The following is a 16,685-nucleotide window of genomic DNA, read 5'->3' as shown; positions in this document are numbered from 1 at the left end:
GTAAATGTCATCACCTACTTTTCTACTTTCCGGACAGGATTTCGGAAATGAGAACCCTTTCATCCATCGGATACTTCACACCCTTTATCTCCTGATAATCTTCGTGTCCCTTTCCGGCCAGCACGATGACATCCCCCGGCTGTCCATGCTCGATCGCATACCGGATGGCTTCTTTCCTGTCACAGATCTCCACATACTTCCCGTCTGTCCTGCCGATGCCTGTCTTGATATCGTCAATGATTGCCTGTGGGTCCTCAAACCTTGGATTATCCGATGTAATAATTGTCAGGTCCGCGAGCCTACCTGATACTTCCCCCATCTCATAGCGTCTGTCCTTAGACCGGTTGCCGCCGCATCCGAAGAGGCAGACCAGACGGGCCGGCTGATACTCCTTCAGCGTTGTCAGCAGGCTTTCCAGACTCATGGCGTTATGTGCATAATCAATCATCAGTGTAAACTCATCCGATACTTTCACCATCTCGATGCGGCCCTTCACATTTGCCATCTTCAGAGCCTTCTGTATCTTATCAGCAGGCACCTGGAAATGTCTGCAGACTGCAATGGCCGTCAACGAATTGTAGACACTGAATTTGCCCGGAATATCAATCTCTACATCAAAATCCATCAGGCCGCTCACATGATAGGCCACGCCCAGATACCCGGGTCTGGAAACAAGATGTGTGTCCGTGGCCCTTAGATCTGCCTTTTCTGAAAATCCAAAAGTCTCCGTTGTACAGGTTGCCTTTGCAAACACATCCCCGAAATACGGGTCATCCACATTGGCGATCCCGAGTCTGCACTGCTGGAACAAAAGCCCTTTGCACCGCTTGTAATCTTCGAAATCCGCATGTTCATTCGGCCCAATGTGGTCTCTTCCCAGATTGGTGAAAATACCGATCTCAAACGGGATCCCTGCGGTCCTGTGGAGCATCAGCCCCTGTGATGAAACTTCCATGACAACACAGTCACAGCCTGCTTCCGCCATTCTGGCAAAATACTGGTGGATCGTATAAGACTCCGGCGTCGTATTTGCGGCCGGTATCGTCTCGTCCCCGATAATCGCCTCTATTGTTCCGATCAGGCCGACCTTATGCCCGACCCCTTCAAGGATAGACTTGATCATGTAAGTCGTTGTTGTCTTCCCCTTTGTACCGGTAATTCCAATGATCTTCATCTTATCCGCCGGATATCCGAAATAAGCCGCGGACATCAGTGCCAGAGCATATCTTGTATCCGGTACCCGGATCACCGTCATATCTTCCGGGGCTTCTACGTCCTTCTCTACAATAACCGCGGCCGCCCCTTTCGCCGCCACATCGCCGACAAATTCATGTCCGTCAACGACTGCGCCGCTGATACAGACAAATACACTGCCTTCCCTGACTTTTCTGGAATCATTGATCAGCTCCCGGACCTCGATCTCATCGTTTCCCTGTATTACTTCATATTCTAAACGTTCTAATAACTGTGTTAGTTTCATCTGCATTCCTCCTGCTTTTTGGGTATACTATTATAGAATAACACAAACCTTTCCTTGTTGCAAAATTCTATTCATGAAAACTTCGTGAAGTTAAAAAAACAGTTTATGAAATCATTTTTCCGAAAGGCAGCTTCCTGATAAAGTATATGCAGATAAAGGACACAATCAGAATCGCAAGTGTCAGCAAAGGTACTGCGATCCATGCCGACAGTTCCTCCGGGTCCACGAATTTCTTATAATTATCCAGAAAGATGATATGTATCAGATAGATACCGAAGGAGCAGGCGCACCACCTGTCGATCCATTTTCTTGTATTATCTTTCAGTCTGACATGCCCTCCCCCTATCTGCATAAATAATGCAAAGAATGACACCCCGCTGATGATGACAAGCGGGCAGCCATACTCGAGCAGTCTTTCATAATGTTCCCCCCTGCGGAAAGTAATCAGCACCGTCAGGAGTATATTCAGAGAGGTGCTTCCCAGAAAGATGCCCAATGTCCGCCAGATACTCCATGTGATTCTTTCCCTGTATTTGCTGATAAAATATCCAAGGAAAAAATAAAATGTATATACCCGGTCCCCGATGATCGGCACATCATAATATGCTTCTGCATGGAGCAGGGAGGAAACATATAGAAACAGAGACGCCAGACTTCCCATCAGCAGAAATGCCTTGTCCATATTTGCACTCATCCCCCTGCACATGGTCTGGAAAAAAGGAAGCACCAGATAGATCGGAATCGTCGCATACAGGTACCAGAGATGCGGCTCTGCGGGCTCAAATAAGATTTCGCGCAAGTCGACAGGGGTGTCCATATAGTACACATTAAAGAAATAGTAAACAACACTCCAGAACACCAGTACAACCAGAAACCGTACCAGCCTTTCCCCGTTCTTCCTAAGCCGTTCCGTCCTTCCAAGCAGCAGGGCGCCGCTGAGCATGAAAAAACAGGGCACACTGACTCTGGATACCGTGTCCAGAATTACCGAAAACAGATATTCATCCCGGCCGATATCCGCATATGCCCTGCAGTAATAATTTGTTACATGTATGATAATGACCATCACAAATGAGACGGTCCTGATCAGTTCCATATTGTAGTTCTTAGTCTTCATGTCCCTTTTTCCCTTTTCCCGGTTTCATAAGGCTCGCCTTGACCACGGCATCCTTACCGTACTTTTTCCGTATTTCATCCATTGCCATGTTTAGTTTCCGGTGCTTCTCATCCGGAGGCTTTGGCATCTCAATATCAAAGATCGAAAGCTGCACAGGCTCCGACGCATCCACCAGCTTAGCCGTCCGTATTCCCAGCAGGCGGATGGGTTCACCGTCCCACGTCTCCTCAAATAACTGGCATGCCGCCCCGTATAGCACATCATCTTCACTGGAAGGCTTGCTTAGCTGCTTCTGGTGGGATACTGTCTGAAAATCATGGTACTTGATTTCCATGCTGACCATGTTCGCCTTCTGTCCCGCTTTACGGAGTCTCCTGCCTACACTTGCCGCCAGCTCCCGGAATACCTCCATCGCTTCTTCTGCCGTGACTGCATCTTCAGACAGCGTGGTAGAGTTCCCGATCCCCTTTGCCTCTGCCTGCTCCGACTGAACCTGAGAATCCCCGGCCCCGTTGGCAGACTCCCACAGCATCCTGCCGTGGCTCTTCATATGCAGGCTGATTACTTCCGGGTCCGCCTGTGCAAGATCCCCGATCGTATAGATTTCCAGTTTCTTCAATGTCTCCACACTGGAACGGCCGGCCATATAGAGTTCCCCGATCGGGAGCGGCCACATTTTCACCTGTATCTCCTCAGGAAACAGTGTATGTACTTTATCCGGCTTCTCAAAATCAGATGCCATCTTTGCCAGCAGTTTGTTGGAAGATATCCCGATATTGACCGTGAAGCCAAACTGCTCCCTTATCCCGTCCTTTATAATCAGCGCCGCATCCACGGGAGACGGGTATTTCCAGGCGATCTCTGTAAAATCCATGTAGCACTCATCAACACTGACCTGTTCGATCTTTGTTGTAAAACTTTTCAGATAGTCCATCAGCCTGTCACTTTTTTCACGGTACATCCGGTGGTCCGGCGGTACACTCACGAGATTCGGACACTTACGAAAGGCATTCGCAACAGGTTCCCCCGTGCGAATGCCATATTTTTTAGCAGGAATAGATTTAGCGAGCACCACGCCGCGGCGTGCTTTCTGATCCCCGCCGATAATGGAGGGAATCTCCCGCAGATCCTGCTTTGCACCATTTTTCAGTTGTTCTACCGCTGTCCAGCTCAAATATGCGGAGTTGACATCAATGTGGAAAATGATCGGCGTCATGAAACCAGCTGTCCTTTCGCTCTTGCATTTAATTTTCCGTCAACAACCTCGATTACAATTACATCTCCCCGGCCGACATTGCCTGCCAGAATCAGTTTTGCTGCAAGTGTCTCTACATTTTTCTGCAGGTATCTCTTCAGCGGCCTTGCACCATACATCGGTTCATACCCGCCGTCTACGATGAAATTCTTGGCCGTTTCACTCAATTCGATAGAAAGCTCCTTATCGGCAAGCCGTTTGTTGACGTCAGTTACTAACAAGTCAATGATTGCATAAATATTATCTTTCGTCAACGGTTTAAACATAATGATTTCATCCAGACGGTTCAGGAATTCCGGCCTGAAGTGTGCACGCAGCTCGTTCATTACCATGTCCTCGCTCGCCTGATCGATCGTACCGTCTTCCTCAATGCCTTCCAACAGGTAGTTTGCCCCGATATTGGAGGTCATGATCAGGATGGTATTCTTAAAGTCAACGGTACGCCCCTGTGAATCCGTGATACGGCCGTCATCCAGTACCTGAAGCAGTACGTTAAATACATCCGGGTGTGCTTTCTCGATCTCATCAAACAATACAACGGAATAAGGTTTTCTTCTGACAGCCTCTGTAAGCTGGCCGCCTTCGTCGTATCCGACATAACCCGGAGGCGCTCCGATTAATCTGGATACGGAGTATTTCTCCATATACTCACTCATATCGATACGAACCATATTGTTCTCATCGTCAAACAGACTTTCCGCCAGGGCCTTTGCCAGTTCCGTCTTACCAACACCGGTAGGTCCGAGGAAGAGGAATGATCCGATCGGTTTGGACGGGTCCTTGATACCTGCCTTGGACCGGATGATTGCCTCTGTTACCAGTTCTACACCCTCATCCTGGCCGATGACACGTTTGTGCAGTTCATCCCCTAAATGCAGCGTCTTGCTCCTCTCGCTCTCATTGAGCTTTGCAACCGGAATCCCGGTCCATCTGGAGATGATCTTTGCAATTTCTTCATCCGTAACCGCCTCGTGTACGAGTGACATTTCTTTTTCCTTTAACCGCTCCTCTTCTTCCTCAAGCTGCCTCTGAAGCTGCGGAAGAAGTCCGTACTGCAGCTCGGCCGCCTTGTTCAGGTCGTATTCCCTCTGGGCCTTCTGGATGTCCTTGTTCACCTGTTCGATCTCCTCACGGATCTTCTGGACACGCTCCACAGATGCCTTCTCATTATCCCACTGTGCCTTTTTCCCTGCAAATTCTTCACGCAGGCCGGCCAGTTCCTCCTGAAGATGCTCCAGACGTTCTCTGCTTAACCGGTCTTCCTCTTTCTTTAGTGCCTCTTCTTCGATCTCCAGCTGCATGATACGGCGGCTCAGTTCATCCATCTCTGTCGGCATGGAATCCAGCTCCGTCTTAATCAGGGCACAGGCCTCATCTACAAGGTCAATCGCCTTATCGGGCAGGAATCTGTCAGAAATATAACGGTTGGAAAGCGTTGCCGCCGCAACAAGTGCACTGTCGGTAATCTTAACACCGTGGAACACTTCATATCGCTCCTTCAAACCACGGAGGATAGAAATGGCATCCTCCACAGTCGGTTCCTCTACCATAACCGGCTGGAAACGGCGTTCCAGAGCCGCATCTTTTTCAATATACTGACGGTATTCATCCAGTGTTGTCGCACCGATACAGTGCAGCTCGCCACGCGCCAGCATAGGCTTTAACATATTGCCCGCATCCATCGCCCCGTCTGTCTTACCTGCGCCGACGATGGTATGCAGCTCATCAATAAACAGGATGATCTTTCCGTCACTGTTTTTCACTTCCTCCAGAACCGCTTTCAGACGTTCCTCGAACTCACCCCTGTACTTGGCCCCTGCAACAAGTGCGCCCATGTCCAGAGAGAAGATCGTCTTATCCTTCAGCCCTTCCGGCACGTCACCTCTGACGATTCTCTGTGCCAGACCTTCAACAACCGCTGTCTTACCAACACCGGGTTCACCTATAAGCACCGGGTTGTTCTTTGTCTTACGGGAAAGAATCCGTATCACATTACGGATTTCCTCATCTCTGCCAATTACCGGGTCCAGCTTCTGGTCCCTTGCACGTTCCACAAGATCCTGACCATACTTGTTCAGAGTATCATAGGTTGCTTCCGGATTATCACTTGTCACCTTCTGATTTCCCCTGACCGTGGACAAGGCCTGCAAAAATGAGTTCCGGCTAATGCCGAATTCCTTGTACAGCCCCTTCAGGTCACGGCTTGCATACTTCAAAAGTGCAAGGAAGAGATGCTCTACAGATACATACTCATCGCCCATCTGCTTCGCTTCATCCTCTGCATGGATCAGGACATTATTCAGATCCTGCCCCACATACACCTGTCCGCCCTGAACCTTCGGACGCTTGGAAAGCGCTTCTTCCACACGGTTGATAAATAATGTGCCCTGAATATTCATTTTTTCAAGTAATTTTAAAATCAGGCTGTCGTCCTGTGTGACGAGCGCATACAGCAGATGCTCCTGCGCGATCTCCTGATTGCCGTAATCGTAGGCCACCTTTTCACAATTCTGGACCGCCTGAAGAGAATTCTGAGTAAACTTATTTATGTTCATAGAAAGACCTCCTTTGTCATTTCATGTGCTTTGTTCTACTAACAATATAACAATAGCACCTGTTGTTAGCACTGTCAAGGTTCGAGTGCTAATTAAATTATAAAAAAATTATGAAGTCTGGAAAACATTGATTTACTATGGCCGGGCACACAAAAACACCGCCTAAAACAAAGTTTCGACTAAGACGGTGTTTCTTCATATCAATCTTCCCCTTCATTTCCTGCCATTCTATTTCCCAACTCATTCTCAATACATATACACAAGTTTGTATATCGATTTACTGAATTTAAATCTTTTTCAATATATTCCCAAGATTCTTTATAATCCCCAGTAACGGAAAATCCTGATTTGCAAATGAATTCTTCAAATTCTTCCACCTTGTTCTTATATTTTTTTGCAAATGCATATGCATCATTTTCTTTTTCTTCATCCGTGCTATTTTGTTTATCATATAATACATGATCCAGATTACAAGACATATAATATACTCTATAAGGAACTTTCCAAATTGTACCACAACTTCTCAACCTATATAGATTCTCTCTTTTCTGTTGATTTCTTATTGCGGTTCTTGCTTTATTATTGGTATATATGCCATCATCTTCGTACTGGATATCAAGGCAATCCTCCTTTTCTATGATATTATCATCTGGAATATAAGCCCCATCCGTATCAACAATATGAATAATCTGCTTAAAATCACTTGGCTTATAATGCTGTGATTTTGCGTAGAAAGTAACTTCCTTTCCAATTTTAGAAACTATGTTTTGCGAATTGACACCTGTTCTTGTAGTAATATCCCCACGCATAATATGAACATAGATAGAATCTTTATCAAACACCTGACTCAATGCCAGGCCAAGTGCCGTATCATCTGACAGGCCTTCCACTATTACCAATACAACTTTCTTACGAGCCAATAGCTTCACCAGCCTCTCTGAACGCTAATGCTATTTCAAAGTTATTTGTATGATTATATACTTGCTCATTTTGTTCTCCCAGTACAATATCTCTATAATAGAAATCTCGTAAATTATTAGTATCTTTTACATTCCCCATGCGAATATAACGCATTTTAGGATTAGTCGTTGTAAATGCAACAAATCCCCTGTCTATAGTCTCAAGCGGACGAAGATTATGAGATGTAAATATCAGCTGCCCCTTTCCTTTCTCTGAAATAATATTAAGAAGCTCACCCAGCAAATATTCAAAAATTCCGCCATCAAGTTCATCCACTGCCACTGTAATTGACGCATTATTATATACTGCGATTAGCAATTGAAGAATTGACACTATTTTCTTGATACCTTCCGACTCGTAACAAAAAGGAATTGGCCTGCTATTTTTTAACGACATGATCTGAATCTGCTTTCCAATTCTTCCATCCTTTAAGAGGGCTGTACCCAACTCCACTATATCAATTGTAAGTCCTGGTACTAACTGTTCTAAAACAATATTCATATTTTGAATAATTCTATCAACAACATCATATGCGTCTTCCGGAATAAGCGCTGGTCTATCTAATGGTAATACCAGACTTCCTACAGTGTCTGCTCCTTTGCTGCTATATCTAAAAGATAACGGTAACGTATTAAGACTAATCAGTCCAATACTTTCCGTGTCGATTACAAACAGTTCTCTTGCTCCGAACCAATTAAGACAATTAATCAGATTGATGTAAATATCATTCTTACAATTCATTCTAAATACATTCATCATTTCTCGTGAAAAAATGAAAGAACGAGATGTTACTTGCGTCAGCTTCTTGGTAACTAATAAATCTGTATATTGAGTTTTATCGTTTCCAACTAATTCCACAAATTTGGTTTTAGGAATAAACACTTCTTCGCTTCTTGTATCAATTAAAGCTGATTTCCTAAGTTTCTCTTCTTTGCCTGTAAAGCCATATGATATAACCTCGTTATATATTTCAACCCTTAGATTAGGCTGCGCAGCATTACTATCCTCTATGTCTATTGAATCATTATCTTCTGCTTTTCGTAATGAAAACTGATACCAGATATCATACTTTCCTTCTTCATTACATACTAAAAATTGAAATGTTAATGTAGCTTTTTCCGAATCCACATTAACATAATCTGCATATTTTGAAGGAATCGCTTTTCCACTCAACGCAAACTTTAGTAACTGCAAAGCATCAATAAGTGCTGTTTTGCCTGATCCGTTCTGTCCATACAATCCTAATATACTAGATTTATAATCTTTTCTTTTATTTTCCAAATTTAGAGAACCGTATTTCACATTTTTAAAATTCTCAATCCTTATATTCTCAATCCTTACAGTTTGTTTGTCCATAGTATCATCCTCCATAGATATATAATATCATTCAATTCCAGTTTTTTCAATATCTAATTTGGATTTTGACATATTTTATTCCCTTTTTATAATTCATTTTATAAAAAGGAACATTATGCTTTTTCAATGTAGTCCACAAGCCTAGTGCTCCATCCAGTCAGAAATCGTACTGGATGGAGCACTAAATACTACACACTATTTTCTACTACTCATTCGTTTTTATTCTCTCCACGATTGCTTTTTTCCCCGTCACAACCCGGTATACAGTCAGTGGAACCGCCACACAGACACACAGGATGAACAGGATCATACATGCGGACGGCAGTACGGGTATTGCAAATGTGACCTGCATATAGTTCATGGACTGGTACAGAAGATATGTTATGAAAAGGCCCAGTGTTGCCGTCAGTGCAAGTGATCCGCCCGCAAAGAGGATTCCTTCTCTTATCAATACGCTTTTTACCTGCTTTTCTGTCATTCCGACACTTTCCATGATCGCCAGTTCCATCTGACGGTTATGGATGTTTCCTGTAACTGTATTGACATAATTCAGGATACCAATCAGGGCGAGGATGAAGGCAATCCCGATTCCAATTCCCATCATATTCCCCTGTGCCTTACTAACACTCTTCATTTCTTCAATTTTTGATTCGTAGGAAAAATCTTTCGGATATGCACTGGTGTCTATCGCGTTTTTCACGTCTGCTTCTGCGGCCGTGTCATACTCCTGCTCATATTGTATACTCGTTTTGAAAACATATGGGGCATCTGAAATACGATTCAGGTATGCATCACTTACAATGATAGTTGGAGTGATTCCGCCTCTTCTATAATAAGAATCATCCGTCAGGCCTCCGATTTGAAACGAATGGGATTCCCCGTCCCCTCCATATAAATAGCAGGCTATATTTTCTTCCTGATAATCCGCCTCTTTAAGATTCAGTGAATCCCGGTACAGGATACAGCTTTTGCCTTCCTTGAAGCTCTGTTCATCTATCGGTGTTTCCAGAGTACTGTTTAAATAAGTAAATGCTGCTTCATCAATACCGATTATATAAGAAGAAAACTTCTCCGGATTCTGTTTAAATTCTGTCTCTATATCAGCGTAAGATTCTTCCATCCATTTTACGTAAAATGCTTTCATCCAAGTATCTACGAATTCGGGCTCCCACGGAACCACAATCTGGTCAATCAGCACCTGATGTGACTCTTTGATCCGGCCGCCTTCTTTGATTTTTACCTGAAATGCTTCATCCATCAGCTGTTTCCAATCGTTTTTATCATCCTTCTTGATAGTATCATTAATGAGGACCATATCCGCATCCATATAATTAGAAACGATTGTACGCGGCCCCTGGCTTTCTATTAGTGTTGTCAGGCAAAGGAACACTGACAGGCTTGCAGCCAGTGAGAGGAGGACGATCATCGTCTTTTTCTTATCCTTGGTAACCTGATCCCATGCAAGCCGCCAGACCAGCCTTCCTTTCCTTGTTCCATGTGAATTGCGTTTCCCGAAATCCCCGCGATACCCCAATGCCTCCACTGGGGAAACTTCTGTTGCCTTTTTCGCAGGTTTTCTGCTTCCAAGATAGATCGTGCCCCCGGCTATCAGTATGCTCAGGAGAAAGACCGCGGGATGAAATGCAATCGAAATCTCTTCCTTCTGGATGCCAAGGACTTTCACCGCTTCTGGTATCAGGAGAAAAGACGTCAGCATTCCGAGCAGGATTCCTCCGGCAATACCGCATGCCCCCACCATGAACATCTGTCTCAGGACCATCTGGTATATCTGCCTGCCAGTCATGCCTACTGTCTGCAGCAGCCCGTAATGTCTGACATTGCTGGAAACAGAGATATAAAGGATATTATAGATCAGGAGATAGGCACTGAAACAAGTAATCAATACCAGACCTGCGAGCCCGGCCAGTATCTGCACCGAACTCTGTGCAGCCGGCTCTATCAGCAGATACTGCTGCTCCCCCAGATTCAGGCTGTTCTCCAGTTCCCGGAAAACACGCTCCGGCACAACCGGATACTTAAACTTCATATAGAGGAAGCCTCTCCCGTAATCGTCCAGAGAGAAACCGGACTTATCCAGAAATGGCTTCGAAACATAGAATATCTTTTCATTTTTATAAGTCTTCAGAAGCCCCGAAATCGTAAATTCCGCCGTATGCTCGCCCTGTTTGTCTCCGTAAGTTAAGGTAAACGTATCCCCCACCCCGGCATCCTCAAGTCCGCAGTCTTTTAATGCCGCAGCCGTCGCCATCACTTCATTCTCCTTTAGCGGGTATTCTCCTTTCTGCCAGATAACCGCAGGTTTCGACAATACATCCCACTGTGCCCCGTCAGACCACAGCATCACTGTATTGAGCGTGTCGTCAGTATCCGTACTTACGGTCCATCCCGCCATCCCCTGTACGCCGACAGTCTGAATATAAGGATTTTTCTCACAGATTTCTTTCTGTTCCTCTGTAAAACCGCCATAAATAAATGCGTCATAATCTGCCCCGTTCATACGGATATTCTGAAGCCGCTGCATCTTGAAATAAGTACTTCCCACCGTTAAAATGCAGAACAGCATAAAGGTCGACAGTGTGATTGCCGCGGCCATAATCAGATTTTTCTGCCTGCCGCTTTTGATAGAACGCACAGCCATTCTTGTAACAATCCTGCTATTATTATTCTCCAGCATAAACGTCACTTCCCTTCACGATCCGTCCGTCCTCAATCTGTACGATCCGGTCCGCTAGCTGTGCAATGTCTGCATCATGGGTAATCAAAACGACCGTCTGGTGATACCGCTTTGCCGCCATTTTCAAAAGTCCCATGACGTCATGGCTGCTTCCGGTGTCCAGATTCCCTGTGGGCTCATCCGCCAGCAGTATTGCCGGTTTATTCGCCAGTGCCCTTGCGATTGCCGCCCTCTGCTGCTGGCCGCCCGAAAGCGTGCCGGGCAGAGCCTCCTTCTTTTCCTCCAGTTTTAATATCCTTAAGATTTCGTCCACAAAATCCCGGTCAATATGCCCGCCGTCCAGTTCAATCGGCAGGACGACATTTTCATACACATTCAAATCCGGCACAAGGTTAAAACTCTGAAACACAAAACCGACCTTTCTCCTCCTGAACACTGCAAGCTGTTCTTTATTCAGCTTATACAGCTGTTTCCCATCCACATATACCTTACCGCCGGTTGGGTAGTCAAGACCCCCGATCATATGGAGCAGAGTACTTTTCCCGCTGCCGGATTTGCCGACAATCGCTACGAATTCTCCTTCTCTGACCGTAAAATCCACCCCGTCCAGAGCCTTCACCGTATTATCCCCGAGCTTGTAATATTTCTTCAATGCCTGTGTCTTTACAATTTCATTCATATTGGTGTCCCTCCTTATACTGCAAGCATAGTCCCGAAAAATCACAAACCGTTCTCAATCAGATATTTTCACAAAACTGTGACAATTTCGTTACTATGCATGGCTTCTGGCCATGCATAGTAGCACAATTTCAGCTGATCGCTTCGTTTGGAAGATATATTTGAAAATCCGCACCCTTCCCGGGTTCGGATACCACCTCGATGTACCCGTTCTGCAGGGTGATGATTTTTCGCGCCAGATACAGCCCGACACCGATCCCTTCCTCATCATGTACCTCCGGCTCCCTGTAAAACCTTCCGAATATCTGTGCCTGCCGTTCCCGGGCGATTCCCTTCCCGCTGTCCTTAATGCTGATCTTTGTAAAAAATTCCTGTACACTGACCGTAATATGAATACTTCCGCCTGACGGTGTATATTTCACCGCATTATCCAGAATATTGAAAACAGCTTCCTCTGTCCATTTTTTATCATAGACAGCCATCAGCCGTTCATCGCAGTCTGCAAACAGGCTGATCCCTTTTTGCTCCGCTTTCGGCACAATGGACGCCGCCGAGCGTCCCAGTGTCTCATATATTCTGGCTGCCTGTTTGCTTATTTCGATGATTCCGGTTTCCAGACGGGACATTTTCACCAGACTCTGGAGCAGAAAATCAAGCTTCTCCGTCTGCCCCTTGAGGTGCCCCAAAAATTCCGTCCTCCGGGCGGCATCTTCTTCATTTTCCAGAATTTCCAGATACATCTTAATATTCGCAATCGGTGTTTTCGTCTGGTGGGAAATGTCGGAAATCAGCTCTTTGATCTGCCGCTTTTCCTCCTGGTTATACTGGTTCTGTCCCAGCCACATATGATCCAGCTTGCGAAGCTTCTCATAGATCTTATCCCAAAGGGAATCCTTAAGCTCACCAAAATTCTCGATATCCTGTCCGGAAATCATCGCATCCAGACACTGCTCAAGCCTGTCTGAAAATGAATATATATCTTTTTTCAACATTCTTATCCTGTGCCACATTACGGCCACTGCAATCAGGCAGAGTACTGCTATTATTTCAGCCATTGATATCCCATCCCATATACATTTGAAATATATTTATGCTGCCCGTCCTCAATCTTCCCGCGCAGCCTGTTCATGTTCACAGCCAGCGTATGCTTGTCGACAAACTGCCCCTGACTGTCCCAAAGCCGTTCCAACAGCACAGAATATGTCAGCAGCTGCCCCCTGTTCTCGATAAAAAGCCTCAGTATCCGGAACTCTGTCGGCGTAAGAATACATTCTGCCGCCCCTGCCCTTACTTTTGCCGCATCAAAGTCAACTCTCAGAAAACCGTCATCATATATCTGGGGCCTGCTGCCCTCCGTACGTTTCAGCATCACACCGACCTTTTTCATCAGGACATTGATGGAAAACGGCTTTGTCACGTAATCGTCCGCCCCCGCATCATAGCCCTTAAGCGCATCCCTTTCCAGATCCCTTGCCGTAAGAAACATCACCGGTGTTGAGGAATTTTTCTTCACTTGTCTGCAGAACTCAAATCCCTCCCCATCCGGCAGGTTGATATCCAACAGGATCAGGTCCGGTTCCCCCTCTCTGTAAGAAAATTCTGCCTGTTCCAGAGAGTACGCAGATACCGTCCTGTACCCCGCCTTCCCCAGCGCATAAGAAATCCCCTTATTCAGTTCTCTGTCATCCTCTATAATCAATATTTTCTGCATATGAACCTCCTGCTTATGTCTTTATTATACAGATGCGGACTGCACACTGCAATCGGGGAATTATCACAGTATCGTGACAGTTTCTGGAAATAAATAACGCAAAAACAGCGCCCGCCCCGCAGGGTATGGCGCCGTTTTCCTAAAGTGTTTCACCATTATTCTTAATCACGTCTCTGTACCAGTAGAATGATTTTTTCTTATACCGGTTTAATGTCCCGCTTCCATCATCATTTCTGTCCACATAAACATATCCGTAACGTTTTTTCAGCTCCGCCGTGGATGCACTCACAACATCTATACATCCCCAGGAGGTATATCCCATCAGCTCAACGCCGTCTTTGACAGCCTCTTTTACCTGCTCCAAATGAGATCTCAGGTACTCAATCCGGTAGTCATCTTCCACCGTCTTATTCCCGTTTTCATCCTCCACAAGTTCATCCACCGCACCGAGCCCGTTTTCAACAATAAACAGCGGTTTCTGGTAACGGTCCCAGTACTGGTTCAGCACATAGCGCAGACCTTTCGGGTCGATCTGCCATCCCCATTCACTTGCCTTAAGCGTCGGGTTAGGCACGCCGCCCAAGAGATTTCCGGTTCCACGGGCCTGCTTATCCTCATCGGCAGCCGCACAGCAGCTCATATAATAACTGAAAGATACAAAGTCAACCGTATTCTTCAGGATTTCCCCGTCCTCCGGCTCAAACCGGATCTCAATCCCATGCTCCTTAAAATATCGCTTCATATATCCCGGATATTCTCCCCTTACATGGACGTCCCCGAAGAAATAATTCTTATGCTCATCTTCCATCGCCCTTAAAACATCTTCCGGGGCAGGTGTCAGTGGATAAGCCGGCATACTCAATATCATGCATCCGATCTCTGCCCCCGGCATCACCTCATGCCCGATCTTCACTGCCAGTGCACTTGCCACCAGTTCATGATGAGCCGCCTGATATAATTCCTGTTCCGAGAGTTCTGCCGGGGGAGTCGTAATCCCGCCGCTCATAAAAGGTGCATGGAGTATAGAGTTGATTTCATTAAAGGTCAGCCAGTATTTTACCTTGCCCTTATACCTTTCGAAAATCACCCTTACATAATTCTCAAAGAACCCGATCAGTTTCCGGTTCGCCCAGCCATTATAGTGCTCCGCCAGATAGAGCGGTGTCTCATAATGAGAAATCGTCACAAGTGGTTCTATCCCGTATTTATGGCATTCGTCAAACAAACGGTCATAAAATTCAAGTCCCTTCTCATTCGGTTCGCTTTCATCCCCTTTCGGAAAAATCCGGCTCCACGCAATGGATGTTCTGAATACTTTAAATCCCATTTCCGCAAACAGCCTGATATCTTCCTCATATCTGTGGTAAAAATCAATTCCTTTTAATTTCATGTTATCTTCCGTCGGCACCGCAGTACGTTCCCCCCTGATGCCATGAGGAAGCACATCCTGTACGCTTAAGCCTTTTCCATCCTCATCGAAAGCTCCTTCACACTGATTTGCGGCCACTGCGCCGCCCCATAGAAAATTATCTGGAAATATTCCCATCTCTTTCACTCCCTGTCTAATGAATTATTTTAATACATCCTAACGCATCTCTTCCACAATCAGCAGCACGTCTTTCTGAAACGGATGCATCCCCAGCACTGTCCTGCCGTTTTCCACACTGCTTTCCACATCTGCATTTCTTCCGTTTTCAAGATCAACTGCTCTGGCCGTACAGTCTGGCAGTTCTTTTCGGATGGACAGTCTTGTGCTGTAGGGCAGATAAATAAAATATCTGCCGTCACCGGATACTGCCATTCGGATCTCTTCTGTGTCGTTTTCCAGCAGTTCATTTGCCGGGACTAATTTCCTGACTCTCAAATCAGTAAGAATCCGTCGGATCAGCCCGTAATCCCATGCCCCCGGAAACTGGAGTGCCTCCTGCCAGGGGAATGGTGCGTCAAATCCCTCTCCAAGCACCGGGTTCTGTGGTTTATTGATTTTCTGCCAGTTCCAGACACCATGCGCCCCGTATGTAACCCCCGCACATGCACCTGAGAGGATGCTGCTCCATGCCGCTTTTCTCACATCTTCCTGCTGAAACCTGCCATAGGCCTTCCTGCTGTATCCCATCTGTTCATAACATGGTTCTGCATTGATCATCGGTTTCTCCGGATACTTTTCCCGGAAACTCTCAGGCAGCTTATATGCCATGTCCTGTCCCTCTTTGTTGTGTCCGGACTGAAACATATAAAAATCAATCCGGTCCAGAAATTCTTCCGGAATCAGGTCATATCCACGTTTGATATGCATCGTCTTAAGAGACAGTGGGCTTTTTTCACACACAGTTTCCAAAGCTATATTATAATATTCCACAGCCTGCGGTGTGTCGAAATCTGTATCCCCGCTGATCACATAGACCGGATGGAACTCGTCGAATTCCTCCACTATTTTCTCCGTGTACGGCCTTATCATTTCCCTGGGCATCACATTATCATCTATCATCCGGCTCCCCCATGTTCCCGGAACATGGTTGAGCCAAAGAACTACCAGTGCAAGCTGAAATCCCTTTTCCACCGCCATCCGGCACATCTTGCGGGCATTTTCATAATACCGTTCATCCCACCTTGTAAAATCAAACGTATATCCATCCTTTGTCGCAAACGGGTACAACTTCTGATTCGATGCACAGCGGTCCCACTGGGGCATTGTATTGATCTGGAGCACAGTAAATCCCTGTTCCTTCCGTTTCTTCAGATAGTACTCCCATTCTTCCGTCGTGATGTTCGTAAAAGCGCTCCATACCGTATCTCCAAGGTAAAAGAACGGTTTCCCGTCCAGAACAAAATTACTTTGATTCTGATCCACTTCTAATCTGCTCATCTGATACTCCTC

At 45.8% G+C, this 16,685-nt stretch carries 12 protein-coding genes; all 12 read right to left on the bottom strand.

Annotated features, from left to right (window positions below):
- Positions 1-22: 22 nt before the first annotated feature.
- The 12 genes from A8806_RS10035 to A8806_RS09980 all read right to left on the bottom strand — a co-directional run bounded on the left by A8806_RS10035 (position 23) and on the right by A8806_RS09980 (position 16,673).
- Positions 23-1,480 (bottom strand): UDP-N-acetylmuramoyl-L-alanyl-D-glutamate--2,6-diaminopimelate ligase, encoded by a 1,458-nt coding sequence (locus tag A8806_RS10035; protein WP_109731053.1) that lies wholly within the window; start codon positions 1,478-1,480, stop codon positions 23-25.
- Between the two features lie 103 nt (positions 1,481-1,583).
- Positions 1,584-2,597 (bottom strand): acyltransferase, encoded by a 1,014-nt coding sequence (locus A8806_RS10030; protein WP_109731052.1) that lies wholly within the window; start codon positions 2,595-2,597, stop codon positions 1,584-1,586.
- Entirely contained in the window at positions 2,587-3,813 is a 1,227-nt protein-coding gene (locus A8806_RS10025) for a Y-family DNA polymerase (protein ID WP_109731051.1), read from the bottom strand. The genes A8806_RS10030 and A8806_RS10025 overlap by 11 nt, the downstream gene beginning before the upstream one ends.
- A complete protein-coding gene (gene clpB / locus A8806_RS10020; protein ID WP_109731050.1) occupies positions 3,810-6,407 on the bottom strand; it encodes an ATP-dependent chaperone ClpB in 2,598 nt (865 codons plus the stop codon). The genes A8806_RS10025 and clpB overlap by 4 nt, the downstream gene beginning before the upstream one ends.
- A gap of 200 nt (positions 6,408-6,607) precedes the next feature.
- Positions 6,608-7,327, bottom strand: a complete 720-nt coding sequence (locus A8806_RS10015; protein WP_109731049.1) for a hypothetical protein — start codon at positions 7,325-7,327, stop codon at positions 6,608-6,610.
- The gene (locus tag A8806_RS10010; protein WP_109731048.1) at positions 7,317-8,723 is read right to left on the bottom strand and encodes an AAA family ATPase; all 1,407 of its coding nucleotides are present in this window, start codon (positions 8,721-8,723) and stop codon (positions 7,317-7,319) included. The genes A8806_RS10015 and A8806_RS10010 overlap by 11 nt, the downstream gene beginning before the upstream one ends.
- 205 nt (positions 8,724-8,928) lie before the next feature.
- The gene (locus tag A8806_RS10005) at positions 8,929-11,418 is read right to left on the bottom strand and encodes an ABC transporter permease (RefSeq protein WP_109731047.1); all 2,490 of its coding nucleotides are present in this window, start codon (positions 11,416-11,418) and stop codon (positions 8,929-8,931) included.
- Positions 11,405-12,097, bottom strand: coding sequence for an ABC transporter ATP-binding protein (locus tag A8806_RS10000; protein WP_109731046.1), 693 nt, complete (start codon positions 12,095-12,097; stop codon positions 11,405-11,407). The genes A8806_RS10005 and A8806_RS10000 overlap by 14 nt, the downstream gene beginning before the upstream one ends.
- Positions 12,098-12,227: 130 nt before the next feature.
- A complete protein-coding gene (locus A8806_RS09995) occupies positions 12,228-13,151 on the bottom strand; it encodes a sensor histidine kinase (RefSeq protein WP_109731045.1) in 924 nt (307 codons plus the stop codon).
- The gene (locus A8806_RS09990) at positions 13,139-13,807 is read right to left on the bottom strand and encodes a response regulator transcription factor (RefSeq protein WP_109731044.1); all 669 of its coding nucleotides are present in this window, start codon (positions 13,805-13,807) and stop codon (positions 13,139-13,141) included. The genes A8806_RS09995 and A8806_RS09990 overlap by 13 nt, the downstream gene beginning before the upstream one ends.
- Positions 13,808-13,946: 139 nt before the next feature.
- Complete coding sequence (locus A8806_RS09985) at positions 13,947-15,353, bottom strand: glycoside hydrolase family 1 protein (protein ID WP_109731043.1); 1,407 nt, start codon at positions 15,351-15,353, stop codon at positions 13,947-13,949.
- A 39-nt stretch (positions 15,354-15,392) separates the two neighbouring features.
- Positions 15,393-16,673, bottom strand: a complete 1,281-nt coding sequence (locus tag A8806_RS09980) for a glycoside hydrolase family 140 protein (protein WP_109731042.1) — start codon at positions 16,671-16,673, stop codon at positions 15,393-15,395.
- Positions 16,674-16,685 lie beyond the last annotated feature (12 nt).

Origin of the sequence: Faecalicatena orotica, from assembly GCF_003149245.1 — a bacterium.
GTDB classification, from domain to species: domain Bacteria; phylum Bacillota; class Clostridia; order Lachnospirales; family Lachnospiraceae; genus Faecalicatena_A; species Faecalicatena_A orotica.
Note: the sequence above shows the minus strand (reverse complement) of the source record. Positions and strands in the feature narration are given on the sequence as shown.

Bases quoted from the DNA above. Each gene is read 5' to 3' on its own strand.
- A8806_RS10035 (WP_109731053.1), bottom strand. From the start codon at position 1,480: ATGAAACTAACACAGTTATTAGAACGTTTAGAATATGAAGTAATACAG.
- A8806_RS10030 (WP_109731052.1), bottom strand. From the start codon at position 2,597: ATGAAGACTAAGAACTACAATATGGAACTGATCAGGACCGTCTCATTT.
- A8806_RS10025 (WP_109731051.1), bottom strand. From the start codon at position 3,813: ATGACGCCGATCATTTTCCACATTGATGTCAACTCCGCATATTTGAGC.
- clpB (WP_109731050.1), bottom strand. From the start codon at position 6,407: ATGAACATAAATAAGTTTACTCAGAATTCTCTTCAGGCGGTCCAGAAT.
- A8806_RS10010 (WP_109731048.1), bottom strand. From the start codon at position 8,723: ATGGACAAACAAACTGTAAGGATTGAGAATATAAGGATTGAGAATTTT.
- A8806_RS10005 (WP_109731047.1), bottom strand. From the start codon at position 11,418: ATGCTGGAGAATAATAATAGCAGGATTGTTACAAGAATGGCTGTGCGT.
- A8806_RS10000 (WP_109731046.1), bottom strand. From the start codon at position 12,097: ATGAATGAAATTGTAAAGACACAGGCATTGAAGAAATATTACAAGCTC.
- A8806_RS09995 (WP_109731045.1), bottom strand. From the start codon at position 13,151: ATGGCTGAAATAATAGCAGTACTCTGCCTGATTGCAGTGGCCGTAATG.
- A8806_RS09990 (WP_109731044.1), bottom strand. From the start codon at position 13,807: ATGCAGAAAATATTGATTATAGAGGATGACAGAGAACTGAATAAGGGG.
- A8806_RS09985 (WP_109731043.1), bottom strand. From the start codon at position 15,353: ATGGGAATATTTCCAGATAATTTTCTATGGGGCGGCGCAGTGGCCGCA.
- A8806_RS09980 (WP_109731042.1), bottom strand. From the start codon at position 16,673: ATGAGCAGATTAGAAGTGGATCAGAATCAAAGTAATTTTGTTCTGGAC.